The following is a 17675-nucleotide window of genomic DNA, read 5'->3' as shown; positions in this document are numbered from 1 at the left end:
CCGCCGTTTTCAGCGGCGAGTTATATCATAACAAAGGAGGAGACAAATGTCAACACTTTTTTCACTGTTTTTTTACACGTTTTTTACCTTACTATCTTCCTTCTATATAAGAGAGCTGTATTTCCCATATTTATAAGACATAGCAGAGCAATAAACCGTCGAAAAAAGGGGTAAAAAGTAAGCACGGCGGAAGTTGTCAGGTTGATGGAGCATAAACTTGCCAAAGCCGGGGGGACATCTATAGATTCTGTTTCAGGCTCTTATGAAACAGAAGAAGAGGGGTTATGTCCCCTCTTCTTCTAAATAAAACCTCTTTTGTGTGTGCGAAATTATCAGCCGTTTTTTCTGTTCATATCTATATTGAAAACATAGCAGTTGCATAAATCATCCGGATTCTGTTCTCTCTGTTGTGCTGGAAACCAATAACTGCAAAAGATTTACGAAACTCCAGGGCCTATTTCCACTGGTTGGCTTTCTCCTGGCCCTGCTCCAGGGCCTGCTGCCTGCCCTTCTGTTTCATTGCTGCCTTGGTCTCCTGCTCCGCTCCCTGTTGTTTCTTCCGGTATTAGAGTTTCTTCCGGCAATGGAGTTTCTTCCTGGGGTGAAGATTCCTGAGGTGATGGTGATGTTTCTCCTGGAATTACAACTCCTGAAGTATTCCGTTTCACTACAGCCGGTTTTCCTTTATAGGTGCTGGTATGGAAATATTCTTCTTTGATCACTGTTCCTGCTTTTGACATAATCAGATAGGTTTTCCAGGATGTACCGTTTACTGCCTTGGTTATTTCCACTTCCTGTCCTGGCTGCAAGGTCTGGTCTTCTTCATATTCCGGTGCGGGAGGATCATAGATCTTAGTCTTTTCTGATCTCATAGACCGGGTCACGCCTTCTTCCAGAATCGGCTTTCCGACAATGGATATGGTGATTTTTCTGTTTTCAAAAACAGCACGGATAGCAACGGAGGTATCTGCCTTATTGACAAAACGCAGGTCTGGTCCGCTGTAGCCGTCATAGCTGACCATAGCATCCTCTCCAGGAGTGACGTAAGACGGTTCAAAGCTGTGAGCATGGCGTTCTGTGGCATCAATCCCGGCAAAAATCATGGCATTGTAAAGAGTGGAAGAAACCTGGCAGACACCGCCTCCCGGTTCTTCAACAAACTTTCCGTTCCTGTAAGCTCCGGCTGGCTTATATCCCCTTTCCAGAGTACGATTTCCCGTAGTTTTATTAAAAGAAAACTCTTCTCCCGGAAGCAGGACCAATCCATCCAAAGCCTGGACAGCCAGATCAATGTTATTATTTCTGTTTTGGTTGTTGGTTGCGGTGGTTTCAAATTTTCCTATGACTTTGTATTCCTGTTTTGCCTGGGCGGATGAGGTGGAGGGGGCAATGGAGTTTGCCGAAACCTGAACTGCTTCGTCAAACTTTCTCTCCTGAACCAGATTCATAATATCCCGGATTGCTTTTTCCCGGTCTATTGCGATTCCAGACTCCCCGTCAGAGTAAATCCACTGGTTATTTTTCTTATCCCGCCCTGTCAATTGAGAATTTACAGGAGGCTTGTCCCAATTGGAAGCAGCTTTTTCCACTTGTGGCTTTATATGCTCCTCCAGGTCGTCTAACTCCAGAGTATATACACCGCCTTTGGAGTCAGAATAGATTTGTTCTAGCAGGAGGTCTGCCTTTTCCTGTAAGGGATATTGTAAAGACTCTATTTTATCATTGTATATAAGCTTCATATCCCAGGAGTAAGTCTGGAGGATCTTTTTTCTGGCCTCTTCTTTTGTCAATCCGGTAATAGAGATGTCGTCTATCCATACATCTTCTTCTATTTGCCTCACTGTTTCCTCAATATCCGGCTCACGGCTTTGGCCTGCTGCATTTGAGTCTGTCCCTTTATTATTTTCCTTCCCCCTGGAAATGGAGAACATTAATAAAACGATTAAAATGGCAAATAAGCCAATCAAAAGCGTTATGCGTATTATAAAAGCAGTTTTTGACCTCTTTCTGGATCTTCCTCTGTCTGTGTTTCTCATAATCAGTCCCTCCTTCCGATTCTATGTAAACCTTTGATTATTGTATGGTCCCTGAAATTATACCAGAAGATTGTGGAGATTTTATGGATAAATGAAAAAAGCACCGTCTTTTCGACGATGCTGTGAATTTCTTATTCTCCATTTCCATTTAATATCCGTCTGACGGAAAGGACCGGCATAAAATCTACCTGGGATATTTTTATTCCATCCTCTGGTCCGCTTGAATGAATCAGTTGATTATTTCCTGCGTAAATGCCAATATGGCCTATGTAAGATATGAGATCGCCCGGCTGCGCATATTCTAAGCCACCTATGTCAATCCCTGCAAGTCCCTGATCTTTGGAAGTCCTTGGCAGGTTGATTCCGAAGTTCTGGTAAATGCTCATCACAAAACCGGAACAGTCAGCGCCTTCCGTAAGGCTGGAGCCTCCGTATATATAGGGATTTCCAATAAACTGCCTGGCATAAGCCACTACCTGCTCTCCTAAGACTGTATTTGTAAAAGGAGTTTGGGGCGGCTGAGTTTTTATGTTCGCTCCGGGGCCGGAGACAGCGGATTCCTCAATAGGAGGCGGCGGAGCCACTATTGGGATTTCTGTTTCTGCTCTGGCGGAAAATCCGTTTCCAAGTACAATCATCAGGCCTGTAAGTAAGGCTGTTATCAGCTTTTTCCTGTGCATTTTCTTTTTTCTCCTGGAGTGATTTATTATCAGGTAAAAACCTGTTATATATTTTGCATTGGTTAAGTACATATTCACTTAATTTGAATTATACTGTCGCCGGTTGGGCATGTCAAGACTTCCTTTTTTATCTGTAACATCATGCCGTCTTTTGCTCTGGTTTTGGGAGACAGCAGCTGCCCATGATTGAAAACCAGTCCTTTTTCACACCAAGTTTTAACTTTGTTTCTGGAAACTCCAAGCTGCCGGACCAGTATGGCATCCACCCTCAAGCTAAAACCTGCCGGAATTTTTATATGGACCTCCATATGATATTCCAGGCTGCCAGGGAAAGGAGTATCTCTTTCTTCTATAGAATACTCCGACCTTTCATCCATTGTCTCCGCTTTGTTTCTGGCAAACAGGGCCTGGTCATTTCCATACTTTTCTATCAGGACCGGATCATTGCTTAAAAAGCCCTTATACTCCTCTTCATCGAGGCGTCCTGCTTCCGCCCTTTCCCATACCGTCATGTTCCAGGAGGTCTCACATTTGCTGCACCGGTATATCAGCCATACATCAATAAGCCGCCCATTGGCATTGACCCTGAATTTTCTGCTGTTTTTAAATTCTGTTTTCATTCCGCATTTGGGACATCTTCTTATGACGGAAGGAAGGCGGGAAGGGGTAATGATCCATTGTTTTTGAACATGTAAGCTCATGATTGATCTCCATTCTTTTCTGTCTTTTCAGAAATAACGGTATCATCCCCTGCCCTTTCTTCCCACCTCATACTCTTTTATGAAGCAAAGAAAAGGCAGCACATCAGTTTTCCAGTGTGCTGCCTTTTCTTGATATTCTATTTTTCTTTTCCTGAAGTACAATCCTTTGAATGCTTTTTTCCGACAGGTAATACTGTTCTGCCAGAAGCTTTACACAGATACCGGAAATGTAATCCTTATAAATGGACAAATCCCTGGTTTTTCTTTCTTCTCTGGCACCTGTACCTTCACCCCAGGTTCGTTTATTTTCCTGTTTTCTAGGGATGTAGACGTATTCTCCATCCACATATTTTTGAATTAATTCCACCAGTTCCTCCGGCAGAATTTCATTTGCCTTCTGATAGCGCATTGCCGCCTCCCAAACATATTTTTCTGTCCGGAATAGCAAAGGCTATACAATTACTTTTCTATTTTCACTGCATAACCTGTGCTATGCGGCTTTTGCGGGTTCCATCATAATATAGTTCGCCTCCTTAACTTAAACCTGTTCGGTTTCAACGCTGCTTTTTCCATTGTATCATAGGAAATCTTTGGGAAAAACCTCATTTTTGTTCCAGAATCATTTCTGGTCTGGATCTACCCGTTTTTTATGACTACACCCAGATATTTTGCCAGCTCTGCAGCCTGGTATAAATCCACCACTGCTCCCCTCACTTCATGGCAGTCCTCGGAAAGAACCAGGCTGTGTATGGTGCTGTCGGTAAAATCCATTCCTGTCATCATAGTTTGAAAAAAACTGGCATGCTCCAGGTTTGCCCGGCTCCATTCCATGGCTTTGCACCGGCACTGGGACAGGGAACTGCCTTGAAGCTGAGTCTCTAAAAAGCGGAGGTACTCAAGCTTTGAGGAATCAAAATTGGCATAATTAAAATTGCAATTTTCTACCGATGTATGGAGTATGGTGTTTCCGCAGAATTTTGCTCCCATTCCTTTGGAGGAACGGAATAAGGCCCGGCTAAAATAGCTGTTCTCAAAGCTGCAATTAGATATATCACAGGATTGGAATATGACATCAGCAAATTCGCCTTTTTCAAAATTGCAGTCCTGAAAAATGCAGTTTTCAAATATAACCGCGGAAAAGCGCATGGAGGAAAAGTCCCCTCCCTCCACCCGGAGATTTCTAATGAGAGCATCCTTAACCGTTTCTTCTTCGTCTTTTATGCTATATAGTTGGGTCTCATCCTCCAGAACCCACTCCATTTCTCTCGGAAGGATGGGAGTAAGAATCTTTCCAGCCATGGCTATAACCCCATATCTCTGGCGTCATCGGACAAAAACCTGTGGTAAGTGATGTGATTTTCATGGAATTTTACATAATACCGGTAGTTATCAACAGATGGATCTTCAAAAAATATGATATAGTCACATTCCTCGTCCTTGGAAGTTAAGCAGCAGACCCTTCCGTCAGTGTATTTTTGAAATACATTTAAAATATCCTCCAGCGATGTATGGGTTTTTTCCACGGTTTCAATGAATTCTTTTAAAAATCCGTTGTCCTCTATATTTTCCCATACATACTTTACTCCTTCCGGCGGTATTTCAAAGCAGAACCGTTCCCGGCTCTTTAAGATTCTAATATCTCCTAACCGTTCTCTGACATAGCTTTTAAAGCCTTCGATTGCCGGCTTGATTTCCCGGTCTGATTCTCCGCTGATGCCCAGCAGTTTTGTCAGTGCCTTTTCCGGATAATAAAACCTTATGACCTCTTCTTCATATCCTAATTTTATCTGTACTTCTTTTATGGAGCTGATGAGCATCCGCTCCAAATCTGCATATTCCATGTCGTTCCTCCAGTCGTATTTCCGTTGTATTCCCTGCTGTTTTGACCCAGTCAGACTGTTTGTTGTCATTTATGATATGGCTCTCCGTAAATAATCCGGTAGCTCCTATATATCTGCTCCAATAAAATCACCCTCATAAGCTGATGGGGAAATGTCATACGGGAAAAGCTCAGTTTATAGTCGGCCCGTTTTAAAACGGCATCTGAAAGTCCTAAGGAACCGCCGATCACAAATACGATCTGGCTGGTTCCGCCCACTCCCAGAGCGTTGATTTTCTCAGACAATTTGACAGAGTCCAGCATTTCTCCTTCTATGGCAAGAGCCACCACATAGGCCCCATCTTTGATGGAAGCCAGAAGCCGTTCCCCTTCCTTTTCCTTAATCTGCCGCTCTACAGTTTCGCTGGCATTGTCGGGAGTCTTTTCATCTGCCACCTGGAGGATTTCCAGCTTGCAGTATCGACTCAGCCGTTTGCTGTATTCTGCAATGGCATCAGCATAAAATTTTTCCTTGATCTTGCCCACTGCTGCCAGGGTTATCTTCATTTCATTCTCCCTTATCCGTCCAGTCCTTTTTTCATGGCAGCTATCACCAGTCTGATCATATCCGCCGCCAATCCTTTATTTTCTGTTTTTATCTTGCGCACCACCTTACCGTCAGGCTTGACATTAATATGGTAGATGATCCTCAAAAATTCTTCCACCTCGTTCCATGCCTCCCGGCTTTCGGGAATTAAATCCAGGGCCATCTGGAATACATGGAACATCCCTTCGTATACGGAAAGGCGGCGTTTTACACCTGCTTTTTTTAATTTTTCTGCCACTATTAAGGTGTCACTTAAAAGCACCTCATAGCTTCCTACCTGCATCAGCACGGGAGAAAAATTCTCGTATTCTCCGAATAAGGGAGACATATAAGGATCCCTGGGATCGCTCTCCCCGATATAGGAGGAGTTGTAAAGCATATTATCGGTGGAATTGCCAAACAGAGGGTCTGTCTCATAGTTGGACACATAGCTTTCTCCGCTGTTGGTTAAATCCGTCCAGGGGGACATGGTAATAAAGCCGCTGGGAAGGGCCATGCCTTGATCCTTTAAATAAAGACCTAAGGCCAGTCCTAAACCGCCTCCCGCCGAATCTCCTGCCACTACAATATTTTCAGGGCAGTATCCCTTTTCTTTTACCAGCCACTCATAAGCAGCCACTGCATCCTCCAGGGCCGCAGGATAGGGATTTTCCGGGGCCACCCGGTAGTCCAGAGTCAGCACATCTCCTCCGTAGCTCACCTTGGAATAGCGGACTGCAAATCTTCGGTAAATGTTTTTCATGGGGCCAATGTATCCGCCTCCGTGAAGCTGTAAGATCACCCGCCCTGTCACCACTCCCACCGGCCGTAGGTATTCCATCCTCAAATGACCTATTTCTATAATCTCATATTCATATCCCGCCGGGCGCACCCAGGCTGGCTCCACCGGGTTCTTTCTCAGTTCTCCGGTTTGTATAGGCTGTTTTAACGAAGTTTCCATCACATTCTGCATCATATCCCGCACCAGGTTTCCCCGCACACTCACCTTTTTTCCTCTCATTTACAAAGCCCTCCTTAAACCCCTGACTTTTACACATGAAACCTACGCTTTAACTCCGTCTTCACACTCCGGTCACCCAGCACAATGGTAACTGCCAGAATTGCTACCGTCACCACCATGGTAACAATAGCCAAAAGCGGCCTGGTAAGCAAACCTGTAGCCCAGAGAATCAGAGGAATAAAGCTGAACACAGTAATGGCGATCTGATACATAAAGTAGCTCTGCCAGTTCATTCGGTTCACAAGAATTAAAAACACCACCGCCAAATCTGCAAAGAGAATGGTTCCGGGAATTCCGTAATTCACCGACCAGCCGCTGTAACCCATGGAATAATCAATCATCACCCAAAGTACTCCCGCTGCCATTGTCTGAACCAGAATCTTACCCGCCAGATTGGAATGGCGCAGTATGGAATACCGGATGGTAAGGACCGCATAAGCCACAAGATCAATGGCAATGACAGACCACAGGGACCCGGGATAAACCAGGTAATTGACCAGACCCAGACCAGCGGCCACCAGAAACATCAGGCCATAGAAAATATTAGCCAGTTTTTTGAACTTCTCCCTGTCATAGCGGATTTGAGGATACATGCCCTTGTCATCCCGCTTATCCGGAACTCCGTTGCTCTCCAGTTCTGCCGGGATTCCCTTTTCTCTTAAGAAACCGAAGAAACGGTCCTGAAGCCTGGTGTCCTGAAACACAGAGGAAAAGGTAATTACCACCTCATCCTTACAGGCGCAGACTCCGCATTTCATGGGCTGTCTGCCGGAAACGCCGATCATCATGTGAAACCGCTCTATTTCCTCCCGGTACTCCTCATCAATCTCAATGGGGCCGATGTTTGACAAGGTCATGGTATAGGACTTATCATTTCTTAAAAAAATCAGGTTTAAGACACACCATTTTATAAAAAGAGGAGTAATCCTCAAATACCACTTTTTTTCATTGGAAACATTATAAGAAATAGTCTCCTCCATCTTTTCCCTGGTGATTTTTAAATCCATCTGGCTGCTTACGGCATTCAATATTTCTTCAAAGGTATGTTCTTCCCCGGTGGATAAGAATTCCACCAAAGTCACGGCAAAAAAATTAGCCATGGTTTCTGAACCGAAAAATGACCTTAAGTTAATGGGAATGCTGATTCCGATGGCCTTTTCACAGGCCTTCCCTCCCAGGTATTCCTGATAGATGGCCCAGATTAAGGAGGCTGTCAGAAATTTGGTGATGCTGACTCCGTAAGCCCTGCTGGCCGTCTTTAATTCCTTTAACGGAATATAGCCGTGAAGGATGTTTTCCTCATCAAGGGGAAGGCGCCCTCCGGACAGATTATAGGCCTTCCGGGAGCTGTATTTGCGCTTTACCGTCTTTTTGTAATGGCGTATATAGCTGTCCTCCACATTCATGGAAATATCTGATGATATTTTTTGGGGGGACTTGCGGCCGGTTCCTGAATTCCGTGTTAAATCCAGGTACCGGTAGACCAGGGCCTTTAAAAAATTTACTGCACCAAGGCCGTCGGTTACCGCATGGAATACCTCTAAATTGATCCGGCTGCCAAAATAGCTGACCCGGAATAAAAAAAGCTGGTTGCTGCGGGGGTCGATGTATTTGCAAGGGTAGGTTGTCTCCCTTTCGATCACAGGCATCCGCTTGTTGTTTTCAAAATAATACCAGAAAAATCCTCTCCTCAGTCTCACCAAAAAGCTTTCGAACTGAGGGAGGATCTCCTCCAGGGCCTGCTGCAAGGTTCCCGGATCCACTTCCTCTGTTAATGATGCGGAAATCCGGAATACATTGCTTAAATTCTCATTGGCTATGACCGGAAAAAGTTTTGCCGTATTGTCAAGTTTTCTCCATCTCTCTCCCTGAGGGCTTCGTTTCATCCTGACAGTGCCTCTTTTCCCCGTTTTTATACACGGAAATAATATCCCACGCCCCATTTAGTGTGTACATACTTGGGATCGCTGGGACTTGGTTCGATTTTTTCACGCAGACGCCTTACATGAACGTCAACGGTGCGGACATCTCCGGAATCCATGACCTTGTTGCCCCATACATAGGTAAGAAGCTGTTCCCTGCTGTAAACCTTGCCCGGATTACAGGTGAGAAGCTCTAAAAGGTCAAATTCCTTTGCCGTTAAATTGATTTCTTTTTCACCGATAAACACCCGCCTGCTGTCCCGGTCAAGCTTTAAATCTCCTGCCGTCACCACACGGTTTTCGTCCTGGCGGCCTCCCCGGTTCTTCTTGGCATTGCGGCGCATAATGGCCTTGATTCTGGCCTTTACCTCTAAAATGTTAAAGGGCTTTGTAATATAGTCGTCTGCTCCGTATTCCAGCCCCAGGATTTTGTCCATGTCATTTCCCTTGGCTGTCACCATAATGATCGGCATTTCGGAAAACTCCCGGATAGCCTGGCATACCTCATAGCCGTCATACTTGGGAAGCATCACATCCAGTAGAACCACATCGTATTCCTTCTGTTTTGCCAGATTAATGGCTTCCTCTCCATCGTAGGCGCAATCCACTTCCATTCCGTCCTGCTCTAAGCTGAACTTCATTCCTTTTACAATTAATTTCTCATCATCCACTACTAAAACACTCGCCATTTTACACCTCTGCCCTTTATGTCAAACCGTTATATCGTCCTTTATTTTTTGAAATGCTGCCTCTTTGATGCCGGATATCTTCATAATATCCTCAATTTTCTGAAATCCTCCGTGGCTCTCCCGGTATTTTATGATATCGGCGGCCTTGGCCTCTCCTACACCCCGAAGGGTCATCAGTTGTTCTTTTGTTGCTGTATTTAAGTTTATCTTTGATTTCTGCTGGGAAGCTGCGCCGGGAACTGCCGAAAGAGTACCTCCGGCCCTGGCTTCTTCCTGGCTTAAAACTGTGATTTTCATGCCGTCATGGATCTTTTCCGCCATGTTTAAGTATTCCGGGGCAGCTTTTTCTGTAAAGCCTCCGGCCATCTCCACAGCCTGAAAAACCCGGCTTCCCTCTTCCAGTTCATAGACACCGGGAGCAGCCACTTCACCGCAAATATGTACATAGCAGGCAGGAAGAGTCTCTTCCTCTGACTGGTCGGAAAAGGAATTTCCTTCTGACTCAGAAAATGATCTGCCCCCGGCCTCTTCAGAACCTGAAACTGCCGGAAAAGAGGCGGCTTCCGTTAAAAGAAGCCCCTTTTCCCTGCTTCCGTAATTGCTCTTCAGACCATAACACAAGCCTGCAGTTACAACCAGGAAAACAATGACAGCAATTTTTATTTTTTGGTATTTCATGATATCCCTCCTTTTACAAAAAATGACAAAAAAGGATACCATCTTCAGCCTATGCTACTATTCTACCTAAAGAAATAGTGAAACACAAGCACATTTTCCAAATTAATTAAATATAATGATGCCGATGACAGCCACCACTGCGCCGATCAGCTTTTTCCATTCAAATCCTACTTTTTCAACGCCGAATAATCCGAATACTTCCACGGCATAGGCTACGATAATTTGGGAAACTACTATAATTAAAGCTGCCTTGGCAGGTCCCAAGGTTCCCATACTTTTCACTACAGTATAGGTGATGAAGGCACCGATAATACCTCCCAGAAGCATGTATTTGGGCTGCACCTCAAAAAGAGCGGAAACGTTTTCTCTTCCTGAAAAATACCACAGAACCAGGCAGGTCAAAAATGCCGTAAATTGAACCCAGCCGGTGGATACCCACATGCTGGTTTGTTTTGTCACACCTGTATTCAAAACGCCCTGGATACTCATAAGCGCTCCTGATATAAGAGCTATAATAAAACCTGTCATAAAAAACAACCTCCCTGATTCTGATTTTTATTTAGGTTGTGCTTTATTTGCTTTTTTATACTTATGATCTTCCAGGGGAGTATTTTTCTGCAAAATATCAGGTATCCAGAATTTCCCGGATATCCTTTGTCTGATGATCTTCATACCGGACGATTTTGCCCTCCCAGGTTCTCAGCTTCACATAGCCCGGCCCTCTGGAAACAATGTAGTTGGGGAATATGGGAGTCTTTCCCTGGCCTTTGGGGGCATTTACAATAAATGTGGGAATAGCCATGCCGGAAGTATAGCCCCGCAGGTATTCCATAATTTCAATCCCATCCTCAATAGAAGTATTGAAATGGCTGGTTCCCTGAACGTGTTTCGCATGAAATATGTAATACGGCCTTACTCTGCATTTTAACAATTCGTGGTTTAAGACCCGCATCACAAATTTATCGTTGTTGATTCCATTTAACAGCACTGCCTGATTGCCTAAAACAATACCTGAATCGGCCAATTTATCACAGGCTGCCTTTGAGGTACGGGTAATTTCCATGGGGTGGTTAAAATGAGTATTGATATAGATTGGATGATATTTTTTTAATATGGAACACAGGCTGTCAGTGATGCGCTGAGGCATGGTCACCAGGGTTCTGCTTCCAAGACGGATATAATCCACGTGTGGGATTTCTTTTAGCTGTTTGATGATCCATTCCAGGTCCTGGTCGGAAAGGCATAAGGCATCTCCTCCTGTGATCAGAACATCCCTTATTTCTTCATTTTCCCTGACGTAGTCAATGGATTCCTGAAGCAGATCCTGTGACCGGTGAACATCCTGTTCCCCGATATTTCTCCTTCTTTGACAATGCCTGCAGTACATGGCGCACTCATTGGTCACATTGATGATCAAACGATCCGGATACCGCCTTGTGATACAGCCTGCCGGATTGGTGAATTCCTCCCCCATTGGATCTAAGTCCCTGCAGATATCCTCCAGCTCCTGATAGGTGGGAATGGACAGCAGGCGTATAGGATCATACTTATCCTCAGGATCAGCCAGGCTTAAATAATATGGAGAAATGGCCCAGCGGAATTTCTTCTCAACACGTTCTATCTGTTGTTTTTCTTTCTCACTTAAATGAATGATTTTGCTTAAGGTTTCCACATCTGTAATCCGGTGATCCAACTGCCACTGGTAATCTTCCCAGTCCTCTTCTGTACCATTGAGCACCTCTAAAATTCTATGTTTTCTTTTTAATATTTCCTCTTCCTGGTCCATCCCCTTTGGAATTTCCTTTTTTGCCTCCAGAAAGTCTTCAATCCGGCCTTTTAACTCCTGTGCCCTTTCTATTGATATCTGTCTTTTGGTGTGTTTCTCCATGTACCTTCTCCTTTCAATATATCCCCATATTTTTTGAATAACAAAGAAACAACTTAATTGTACCAGACAAGTTGTTTCTTAGTCAACCTTTCAGATTGGAATACTGTATTTCCCGAAAAAGGTTTTCCTGAACAAAAAAACAAGCGCATTCAACGTGTGAACCGCTTGTTTTTTTCTTCTATATAACCGGGCCTTCGTCGCTGCGGCCTGGTTTTTCTTCCGGTTTAATGGTAATCTCCGGCACTCCGGTGATGTTGATGTTCCGGTTGACTTTGGCATCATAAGTGCCTGCTTTTACAATTTCGCCTAAATCAATGCCCGTGGTTTCTTTCATGGACTCAAACAGCTTTGCCATGACAGACGGCACATTTCCCGATACCGCATCCAGGCTTCCACCCTGATCTCCTCCTCCGATGATGGTGATTTTATCAATCTGGGCCAATGGCTCTGCGATCTTTCCTGCCACCTCGGGAAGAACTTTAATAATCATCTCGGCAACAGCCGCATTGTTATACTTCTGGTAAGCCTCGGCCTTCTTTTCCATGGCCTCTGCTTCTGCCAGACCCTTGGCCTTGATGGCTTCCGCCTCGGCCTCTCCCACCATACGGATTCCCTGAGCTTCCTGCTCCCTGGTAAATCGTTCTGCTTCTGCCTTGGCTTTCTGGGATTCAGCCTCCTGGGTCATCTCGAACCGTTTGGCTTCTGCATTTTTCTGACGTTCATAAAGCTCGGCTTCTGCCTTCTGCTGTCTGGCAAACTTTTCCGCTTCCGCCTTTTTTCTGATTTCCGCATCAAGGGACTTTTCCATTACCTCTGCCTCTTTCTGCTTGATCAGAACTTCTTTTTCCTGCTTTGCAATATCAGCATCCGCGGATGTGACCTCAATGGTCCTTCGCTGTTCTTCCTGCTGAATCTGATAGGCCGCATCTGCTTCCGCTTTCTTTACATCAGCCTGCCTCTTTAAATCTGATTTCTGAATATCCAGTTCGTTATTTTTAATGGCGATTTCACGTTCTGAGTTGATTCTGGCATCGTTGGCCTGCTTGTCGGCAGACGCCTTTGCAATGGCGATTTCCTTATCTGCCTCTGCTTTCGCAATGGCCGCCTTTTTCTTGATCTGGGAAATGTTGTCAATACCCAGGTCATCGATGACTCCGTTGGCATCGGAAAAGTTCTGCACATTAAAGCTTACAATGTCCAGTCCCATAGCTGCCAGATCTGGCATGGCGTTTTCCTTTACCAGGTCGGCAAACTTCTGACGGTCACTGACCATCTCCTCCAGCCTCATGCGCCCTACGATCTCACGCATATTTCCTTCCAGAACTTCTCTTGCCACTCTTCCTATGTATTCTGTATTCTGGTTCAAAAAGTTCTGAGCCGCCAGATCGAGACGTTTTGGGTCGCTGCTGATCTTTACATTGACAGCCGCATCCACCTGGATGTTGATGTAATCGGCGGTGGGAACCGCATTGGAGGTTCTGACCTCAATGGGAATCAGCTTTAAGCTCAATTTATCAATTCTCTCTAAAAAAGGTATCTTAATGCTGGCCCTTCCAATCACGGTCTTTCTGCGAAGACCGGAAATAATAAATGCCATGTCTGGCGGAGCCTTTATGTATCCTGTTATAAAAATCAGAATAACAAGGGCGGCCAGAGCGATCACCAGAATAATGGTGAATAATTCTGTAGCAAAGCCCATCCTTCATACTCCTTTCTGTCCTTCAAAATCCTATTCTTTTCATCAGTAAAATATAACTGACTTTATTATAACAAAAAAAGGTATCGTTTTCAATTCAGCAAAACTTACGGTTTCCTTAAAGAGTTGTCTGAATATTTTAAATAATACCTTTTTGTATTGATTACTGTCTTGACAATGATGCCTTCACCAGATGTCTGGCCAAAACTGCGGTGGTCACTGCGCCTACGCCTCCCGGAACAGGAGTTGCCATGGAGGCTGTTCCTTCCAGAGAGTCAAAGTCCACATCGCCGCACAGCTTTCCGTCTTCGTCTACATTAATTCCCACATCAATTACCACTGCTCCGTCTCCCACATAAGATGCGTCAATCATCTTTGCACGTCCGGCTGCTGCAACCAGGATTTCTGCGTGTTTGCAGGTTTCCTTTAAATTCTCTGTCCGGGTATGACAGATGGTGACGGTTGCATGTTCCTTTAACATCAGCATGGACAGAGGACGTCCCACTACCATGCTTCTGCCTACAACAGCCACCCGCTTTCCTGACAGGGCAATGTTATTGGCCTTTAAGACCTCAATAACAGCCTCTGCCGTACAGGGGGCAAAGCCTGTGTCATCACCTGCAAATACCTTTGCAATGTTTTCAGGAGATATGCCGTCTAAATCCTTGCCCGGATCAATCATATGCTCAATATCCTTTTCATTGATCTGCTTTGGCAAAGGGCGCAGCAAAAGGATTCCGTCAATCTCTTTATTTAAATTGATTGCCTCAAATTCTTTTTTAAACGCTTCGTCGGTGATATCCTCCGGAAAGGCAAAGCTTTCAGCCTGAAGCCCAAAGCTTTCCATCTTTTTTAAGGCTCCGCGCTCGTAAGATAAATCATCGGGGCGCTCTCCCACTCTCACAATGGCAAGCTTTGGTTTCCGGTCATGGAGTCCGGTTAAAAGTTCTTCTACCTCTTCTTTAATCTTTGCAGACACTTCCGCACCTTTTAATGCTATCACGATTGCTCTGCCTCCTATTCTCAATTATTTTCTCAATGCAGCTTCCACAGCTGCGTAAATGGCATCAGCCCGGCGGGTTCCTTCCTGAGCCAGCTTTTCTGCCTGCTCATTGAGAGAAACGGCCTTTTCCCGGTTTTTCATAAGCCCTGTATTAATGGAAACATTCATCTTTGCTCCTAACAGGGCTGAACGGATGAACTGGACTCCCACTCCAACGTCACTGACAGCCAGACGGCTTCCTTTTTCCGCCAGAATCTCCATAAGCCCCAGGGCTTCTACAGCACGCTCCATGACAGAAACCGGGACTAAGGAGGCTTTCAGCAAGTTTTCTTCCAAAACAGCTTCCTTATACTTTTTCTCTTCTTCTGTTGCAGAAGGCAGGCCATAGGCAGCGGCAAGGGGTGCAAATACGATTCCGTCTTCGTCCGCAAGCCTGATAAATTCTGTTTTTAAAATCTCCAGCTTTTCCAGAATGGACTGCATTTCCTCTTCCACATCAGCATACTTTTTTTTGCCAAGGGTCAGATTGACTACCATTTCTCCTAACGCAGCTCCCACGGCGCCCCCAAGGCCCGCCGCCCCGCCGCCGCCCGGAGTGGGGCTTTTCGAGGATAATTCTTTTAAGAATATATCAACAGTAAGGTCTTGTATCATGCTTGTCTCCCTTTTTAGTAGAATATTTGTTTTTCATTATATAGGGCTTTGTGAAAAAAAACAAGATCATTCCAATAATACAAAGAAAGCCAGAGCCATGGAAATTCCATAAACTCCGGCTTAAGTCAAATACTCCACAGCAAGCCGCAGGAAATTGACCCTTCCAGTATTCGCCAAATGCAGGAATACTATTCTTTATGACTGTTGATCCAGCAATGCTTTCAGTCTCTTGATCATCTCATCCACATCTTTTTTACCGATCACAAGAGGAGGAACAAAACGGATTACATTGGTTCCTGCACTGATCAATACCAGATTCTGCTCCAGCAACGCCTGACTTACAATAGAAGAAACAGGAATTGAAAATTCCAGACCCTGGATCAGTCCAATCCCTCTCCGGGAGGTTACCGCAGGGTACTGGTCTGTCAATTCTACAAGCTTCTGTTCCAGGTATTCTCCCACTTCTTTTACATGGTCCGTAAGATTCCTTTCTTCAAAAATATCCAGTACTTTGGAAGCTGCCGCCGTCACAAAGGGGTTTCCTCCGTAAGTAGTTCCGTGATCTCCCGGTCCCATGGCTGTTGCCGCTTTTCCTGAAGCCAGAAATGCTCCTACTGGCACTCCGTTTCCCAATGCCTTTGCCACAGTCATCACATCCGGCTTCACTCCGTACTTCTGCCAGGCAAACATGGTTCCGGTCCTGCCCATTCCGCACTGAATCTCATCAAGAATCAGCAGTATGTCATGTTCATCACAAAGGGCTTTTACTCCCTTTAAAAATTCTTCTGTTGCCGGGTAAATGCCGCCTTCTCCCTGAACCGTTTCCATAATAATGGCGCAGGTCTTGGGGTTTACCAGGGCCTTTACGCTGTCTAAGTCGTTAAAATCAGCGAACTTAATTCCTGGTATAAGAGGCTTAAACGGCTCCTGGTAGTGGTCATTTCCGGTCACGGAAAGGGCGCCTAAGCTTCTGCCGTGAAAGGAGTGGTTCATGGCAATGATCTCATGGTCATGGGCTCCGTCCTTGTTATAGGCATACTTTTTTGCGATTTTTAAAGCTCCCTCTATGGCCTCTGTTCCGCTGTTGGTAAAGAACACCCGGTCCATGTCCGATGCTTTTAACAGCTTTTCTCCTGCCTCTACAGCAGGTTCATTGTAAAACAAATTAGAGGTATGGAGAAGTTTATCTACCTGAGCCTTTAATGCTCCGTTAAATTCCGGATCATTGTATCCCAGGCCCATGACCGCTATTCCGGCTCCAAAGTCTAAGTATTCCTGGCCCTCCGTATCGTATAAGTACACTCCCTCTCCGTGGTCAAAAACCACTGGAAAGCGGTTATAGGTCTTATAAAATTCTGCTTCGGCTTTACCAATCAGCGCCTGCTTATTTCCCATGATAATAACGCTCCTCTCCCTTGCTTACAATGGCGGTTCCGATTCCCTTGTTGGTAAATATCTCCAAAAGAAGGCAGTGAGGAATCCTTCCATCTAAAATATGTACCCTGGATACGCCTTTTTCCATGGCATCGATGCAGTTGTTAAGTTTGGGCAGCATTCCCCCGCCTAAGTTGCCGCTGTTTACAAATTCCTGGGCTTCCTCTACGGACATTTCAGAAATCAGAGATTCCTTATCTTTAAAATCCCGGTACACGCCCTCCACGTCAGTTAAGAAAGCCAGTTTTTCAGCCTTTACCGCAGTGGCAATGGCACAGGCCGCATCGTCTGCATTGATGTTGTAGGTCTGGAATTCATCGTCAAAGCCGGTGGGGCAGATAATAGGAAGAAAATCCTTTTCCAAAAGGTCATAGATGATCTGTGGGTCCACCTCTTTAACTTCTCCCACATAGCCGATATCCTCTCCATTGGAATAGCGCTTCTTGCATTTTAGCATCATGCCATCCTTGCCGCTGATTCCAACGGCTTTGATTCCCAGTTCATTGACCAGCTGAACCAGACTTTTGTTGACACGGTTTAACACCATTTCGGCAATTTCCATGGTGGCTTCGTCCGTTACCCGGAGTCCGTTGATGAATTGGGGCTCCATGCCTGACTTTTCCACCCATTTGCTGATTTCTTTTCCGCCTCCGTGGACGATGATGGGCTTAAAGCCTACCAGCTTTAACAGTACAACGTCCTGAATGACGTGTTTTTTCAACTCCTCATCTACCATGGCGCTTCCGCCGTATTTTACTACAATAATCTTGCGGTTGAAACGCTGAATGTAAGGAAGTGCCTCAATCAGCACCTCCGCCTTTTCCATAATGCTGTGATCCAATTCCATATCTATCCCTCCTTGCTCCGA

18 protein-coding genes are annotated in these 17675 nt (G+C 45.1%); all 18 read right to left on the bottom strand.

Annotation, left to right across the window (positions count from 1 at the left end):
- Positions 1-437: 437 nt before the first annotated feature.
- Positions 438-2036, bottom strand: coding sequence for a VanW family protein (locus tag V7M78_RS02345; protein ID WP_333646023.1), 1599 nt, complete (start codon positions 2034-2036; stop codon positions 438-440).
- Positions 2037-2167: 131 nt separating this feature from the next.
- Positions 2168-2716 (bottom strand): C40 family peptidase, encoded by a 549-nt coding sequence (locus V7M78_RS02340; protein WP_333646021.1) that lies wholly within the window; start codon positions 2714-2716, stop codon positions 2168-2170.
- 74 nt (positions 2717-2790) lie between these two features.
- Positions 2791-3417, bottom strand: coding sequence for a DUF1062 domain-containing protein (locus V7M78_RS02335; protein ID WP_333646019.1), 627 nt, complete (start codon positions 3415-3417; stop codon positions 2791-2793).
- A 103-nt stretch (positions 3418-3520) separates the two neighbouring features.
- Positions 3521-3826 (bottom strand): CD3324 family protein, encoded by a 306-nt coding sequence (locus tag V7M78_RS02330; RefSeq protein ID WP_333646017.1) that lies wholly within the window; start codon positions 3824-3826, stop codon positions 3521-3523.
- Positions 3827-4053: 227 nt separating this feature from the next.
- On the bottom strand, positions 4054-4716 hold the full coding sequence (locus V7M78_RS02325; protein ID WP_333646015.1) for a pentapeptide repeat-containing protein: 663 nt from the start codon (positions 4714-4716) through the stop codon (positions 4054-4056).
- Positions 4717-4718: 2 nt separating this feature from the next.
- Positions 4719-5258 (bottom strand): DUF3877 family protein, encoded by a 540-nt coding sequence (locus V7M78_RS02320; protein WP_333646013.1) that lies wholly within the window; start codon positions 5256-5258, stop codon positions 4719-4721.
- Positions 5259-5323: 65 nt separating this feature from the next.
- Positions 5324-5803 carry a 23S rRNA (pseudouridine(1915)-N(3))-methyltransferase RlmH gene (gene rlmH / locus V7M78_RS02315; RefSeq protein WP_333646011.1) on the bottom strand — a complete coding sequence of 160 codons (480 nt, stop codon included), beginning with the start codon at positions 5801-5803 and terminating at the stop codon, positions 5324-5326.
- An 11-nt stretch (positions 5804-5814) separates the two neighbouring features.
- Positions 5815-6843: an alpha/beta hydrolase gene (locus V7M78_RS02310; protein ID WP_333646009.1), complete on the bottom strand. Its 1029-nt coding sequence runs from the start codon at positions 6841-6843 to the stop codon at positions 5815-5817.
- 29 nt (positions 6844-6872) lie between these two features.
- Positions 6873-8729 carry a DUF6320 domain-containing protein gene (locus V7M78_RS02305; protein WP_333646007.1) on the bottom strand — a complete coding sequence of 619 codons (1857 nt, stop codon included), beginning with the start codon at positions 8727-8729 and terminating at the stop codon, positions 6873-6875.
- 26 nt (positions 8730-8755) lie between these two features.
- On the bottom strand, positions 8756-9454 hold the full coding sequence (locus V7M78_RS02300) for a response regulator transcription factor (protein WP_333646005.1): 699 nt from the start codon (positions 9452-9454) through the stop codon (positions 8756-8758).
- Positions 9455-9475: 21 nt separating this feature from the next.
- The gene (locus tag V7M78_RS02295; protein ID WP_333646003.1) at positions 9476-10132 is read right to left on the bottom strand and encodes a helix-hairpin-helix domain-containing protein; all 657 of its coding nucleotides are present in this window, start codon (positions 10130-10132) and stop codon (positions 9476-9478) included.
- A 102-nt stretch (positions 10133-10234) separates the two neighbouring features.
- On the bottom strand, positions 10235-10660 hold the full coding sequence (locus V7M78_RS02290; RefSeq protein WP_333646001.1) for a DMT family transporter: 426 nt from the start codon (positions 10658-10660) through the stop codon (positions 10235-10237).
- A 97-nt stretch (positions 10661-10757) separates the two neighbouring features.
- Positions 10758-12020 carry a glutamate 2,3-aminomutase gene (eam, locus tag V7M78_RS02285; RefSeq protein WP_333645999.1) on the bottom strand — a complete coding sequence of 421 codons (1263 nt, stop codon included), beginning with the start codon at positions 12018-12020 and terminating at the stop codon, positions 10758-10760.
- Positions 12021-12198: 178 nt separating this feature from the next.
- On the bottom strand, positions 12199-13719 hold the full coding sequence (locus V7M78_RS02280; protein WP_333645997.1) for an SPFH domain-containing protein: 1521 nt from the start codon (positions 13717-13719) through the stop codon (positions 12199-12201).
- Between the two features lie 160 nt (positions 13720-13879).
- Positions 13880-14719: a bifunctional 5,10-methylenetetrahydrofolate dehydrogenase/5,10-methenyltetrahydrofolate cyclohydrolase gene (locus V7M78_RS02275; RefSeq protein WP_333645995.1), complete on the bottom strand. Its 840-nt coding sequence runs from the start codon at positions 14717-14719 to the stop codon at positions 13880-13882.
- A gap of 24 nt (positions 14720-14743) precedes the next feature.
- Positions 14744-15373: a cyclodeaminase/cyclohydrolase family protein gene (locus V7M78_RS02270; protein WP_333645993.1), complete on the bottom strand. Its 630-nt coding sequence runs from the start codon at positions 15371-15373 to the stop codon at positions 14744-14746.
- 195 nt (positions 15374-15568) lie between these two features.
- Positions 15569-16768, bottom strand: a complete 1200-nt coding sequence (locus V7M78_RS02265) for an aspartate aminotransferase family protein (RefSeq protein WP_333645991.1) — start codon at positions 16766-16768, stop codon at positions 15569-15571.
- Positions 16758-17654 (bottom strand): acetylglutamate kinase, encoded by an 897-nt coding sequence (gene argB / locus V7M78_RS02260; RefSeq protein WP_442914611.1) that lies wholly within the window; start codon positions 17652-17654, stop codon positions 16758-16760. Before argB ends, V7M78_RS02265 begins: the two co-directional genes overlap by 11 nt.
- Positions 17655-17675: the final 21 nt, after the last annotated feature.

It is taken from the genome of Lacrimispora sp. (genome assembly GCF_036758025.1).
In the GTDB taxonomy this organism is placed as follows: domain Bacteria; phylum Bacillota; class Clostridia; order Lachnospirales; family Lachnospiraceae; genus Lacrimispora.
Note: the sequence above shows the minus strand (reverse complement) of the source record. Positions and strands in the feature narration are given on the sequence as shown.

Coding starts and splice junctions, on each gene's coding strand:
- V7M78_RS02295 (WP_333646003.1), bottom strand. CDS start 10,132: ATGAAATACCAAAAAATAAAAATTGCTGTCATTGTTTTCCTGGTTGTA.
- V7M78_RS02325 (WP_333646015.1), bottom strand. CDS start 4,716: ATGGCTGGAAAGATTCTTACTCCCATCCTTCCGAGAGAAATGGAGTGG.
- V7M78_RS02300 (WP_333646005.1), bottom strand. CDS start 9,454: ATGGCGAGTGTTTTAGTAGTGGATGATGAGAAATTAATTGTAAAAGGA.
- V7M78_RS02335 (WP_333646019.1), bottom strand. CDS start 3,417: ATGAGCTTACATGTTCAAAAACAATGGATCATTACCCCTTCCCGCCTT.
- V7M78_RS02345 (WP_333646023.1), bottom strand. CDS start 2,036: ATGAGAAACACAGACAGAGGAAGATCCAGAAAGAGGTCAAAAACTGCT.
- V7M78_RS02270 (WP_333645993.1), bottom strand. CDS start 15,373: ATGATACAAGACCTTACTGTTGATATATTCTTAAAAGAATTATCCTCG.
- argB (WP_442914611.1), bottom strand. CDS start 17,654: ATGGAATTGGATCACAGCATTATGGAAAAGGCGGAGGTGCTGATTGAG.
- eam (WP_333645999.1), bottom strand. CDS start 12,020: ATGGAGAAACACACCAAAAGACAGATATCAATAGAAAGGGCACAGGAG.
- V7M78_RS02280 (WP_333645997.1), bottom strand. CDS start 13,719: ATGGGCTTTGCTACAGAATTATTCACCATTATTCTGGTGATCGCTCTG.
- rlmH (WP_333646011.1), bottom strand. CDS start 5,803: ATGAAGATAACCCTGGCAGCAGTGGGCAAGATCAAGGAAAAATTTTAT.
- V7M78_RS02290 (WP_333646001.1), bottom strand. CDS start 10,660: ATGACAGGTTTTATTATAGCTCTTATATCAGGAGCGCTTATGAGTATC.
- V7M78_RS02265 (WP_333645991.1), bottom strand. CDS start 16,768: ATGGGAAATAAGCAGGCGCTGATTGGTAAAGCCGAAGCAGAATTTTAT.
- V7M78_RS02320 (WP_333646013.1), bottom strand. CDS start 5,258: ATGGAATATGCAGATTTGGAGCGGATGCTCATCAGCTCCATAAAAGAA.
- V7M78_RS02340 (WP_333646021.1), bottom strand. CDS start 2,716: ATGCACAGGAAAAAGCTGATAACAGCCTTACTTACAGGCCTGATGATT.
- V7M78_RS02305 (WP_333646007.1), bottom strand. CDS start 8,729: ATGAAACGAAGCCCTCAGGGAGAGAGATGGAGAAAACTTGACAATACG.
- V7M78_RS02310 (WP_333646009.1), bottom strand. CDS start 6,843: ATGAGAGGAAAAAAGGTGAGTGTGCGGGGAAACCTGGTGCGGGATATG.
- V7M78_RS02330 (WP_333646017.1), bottom strand. CDS start 3,826: ATGCGCTATCAGAAGGCAAATGAAATTCTGCCGGAGGAACTGGTGGAA.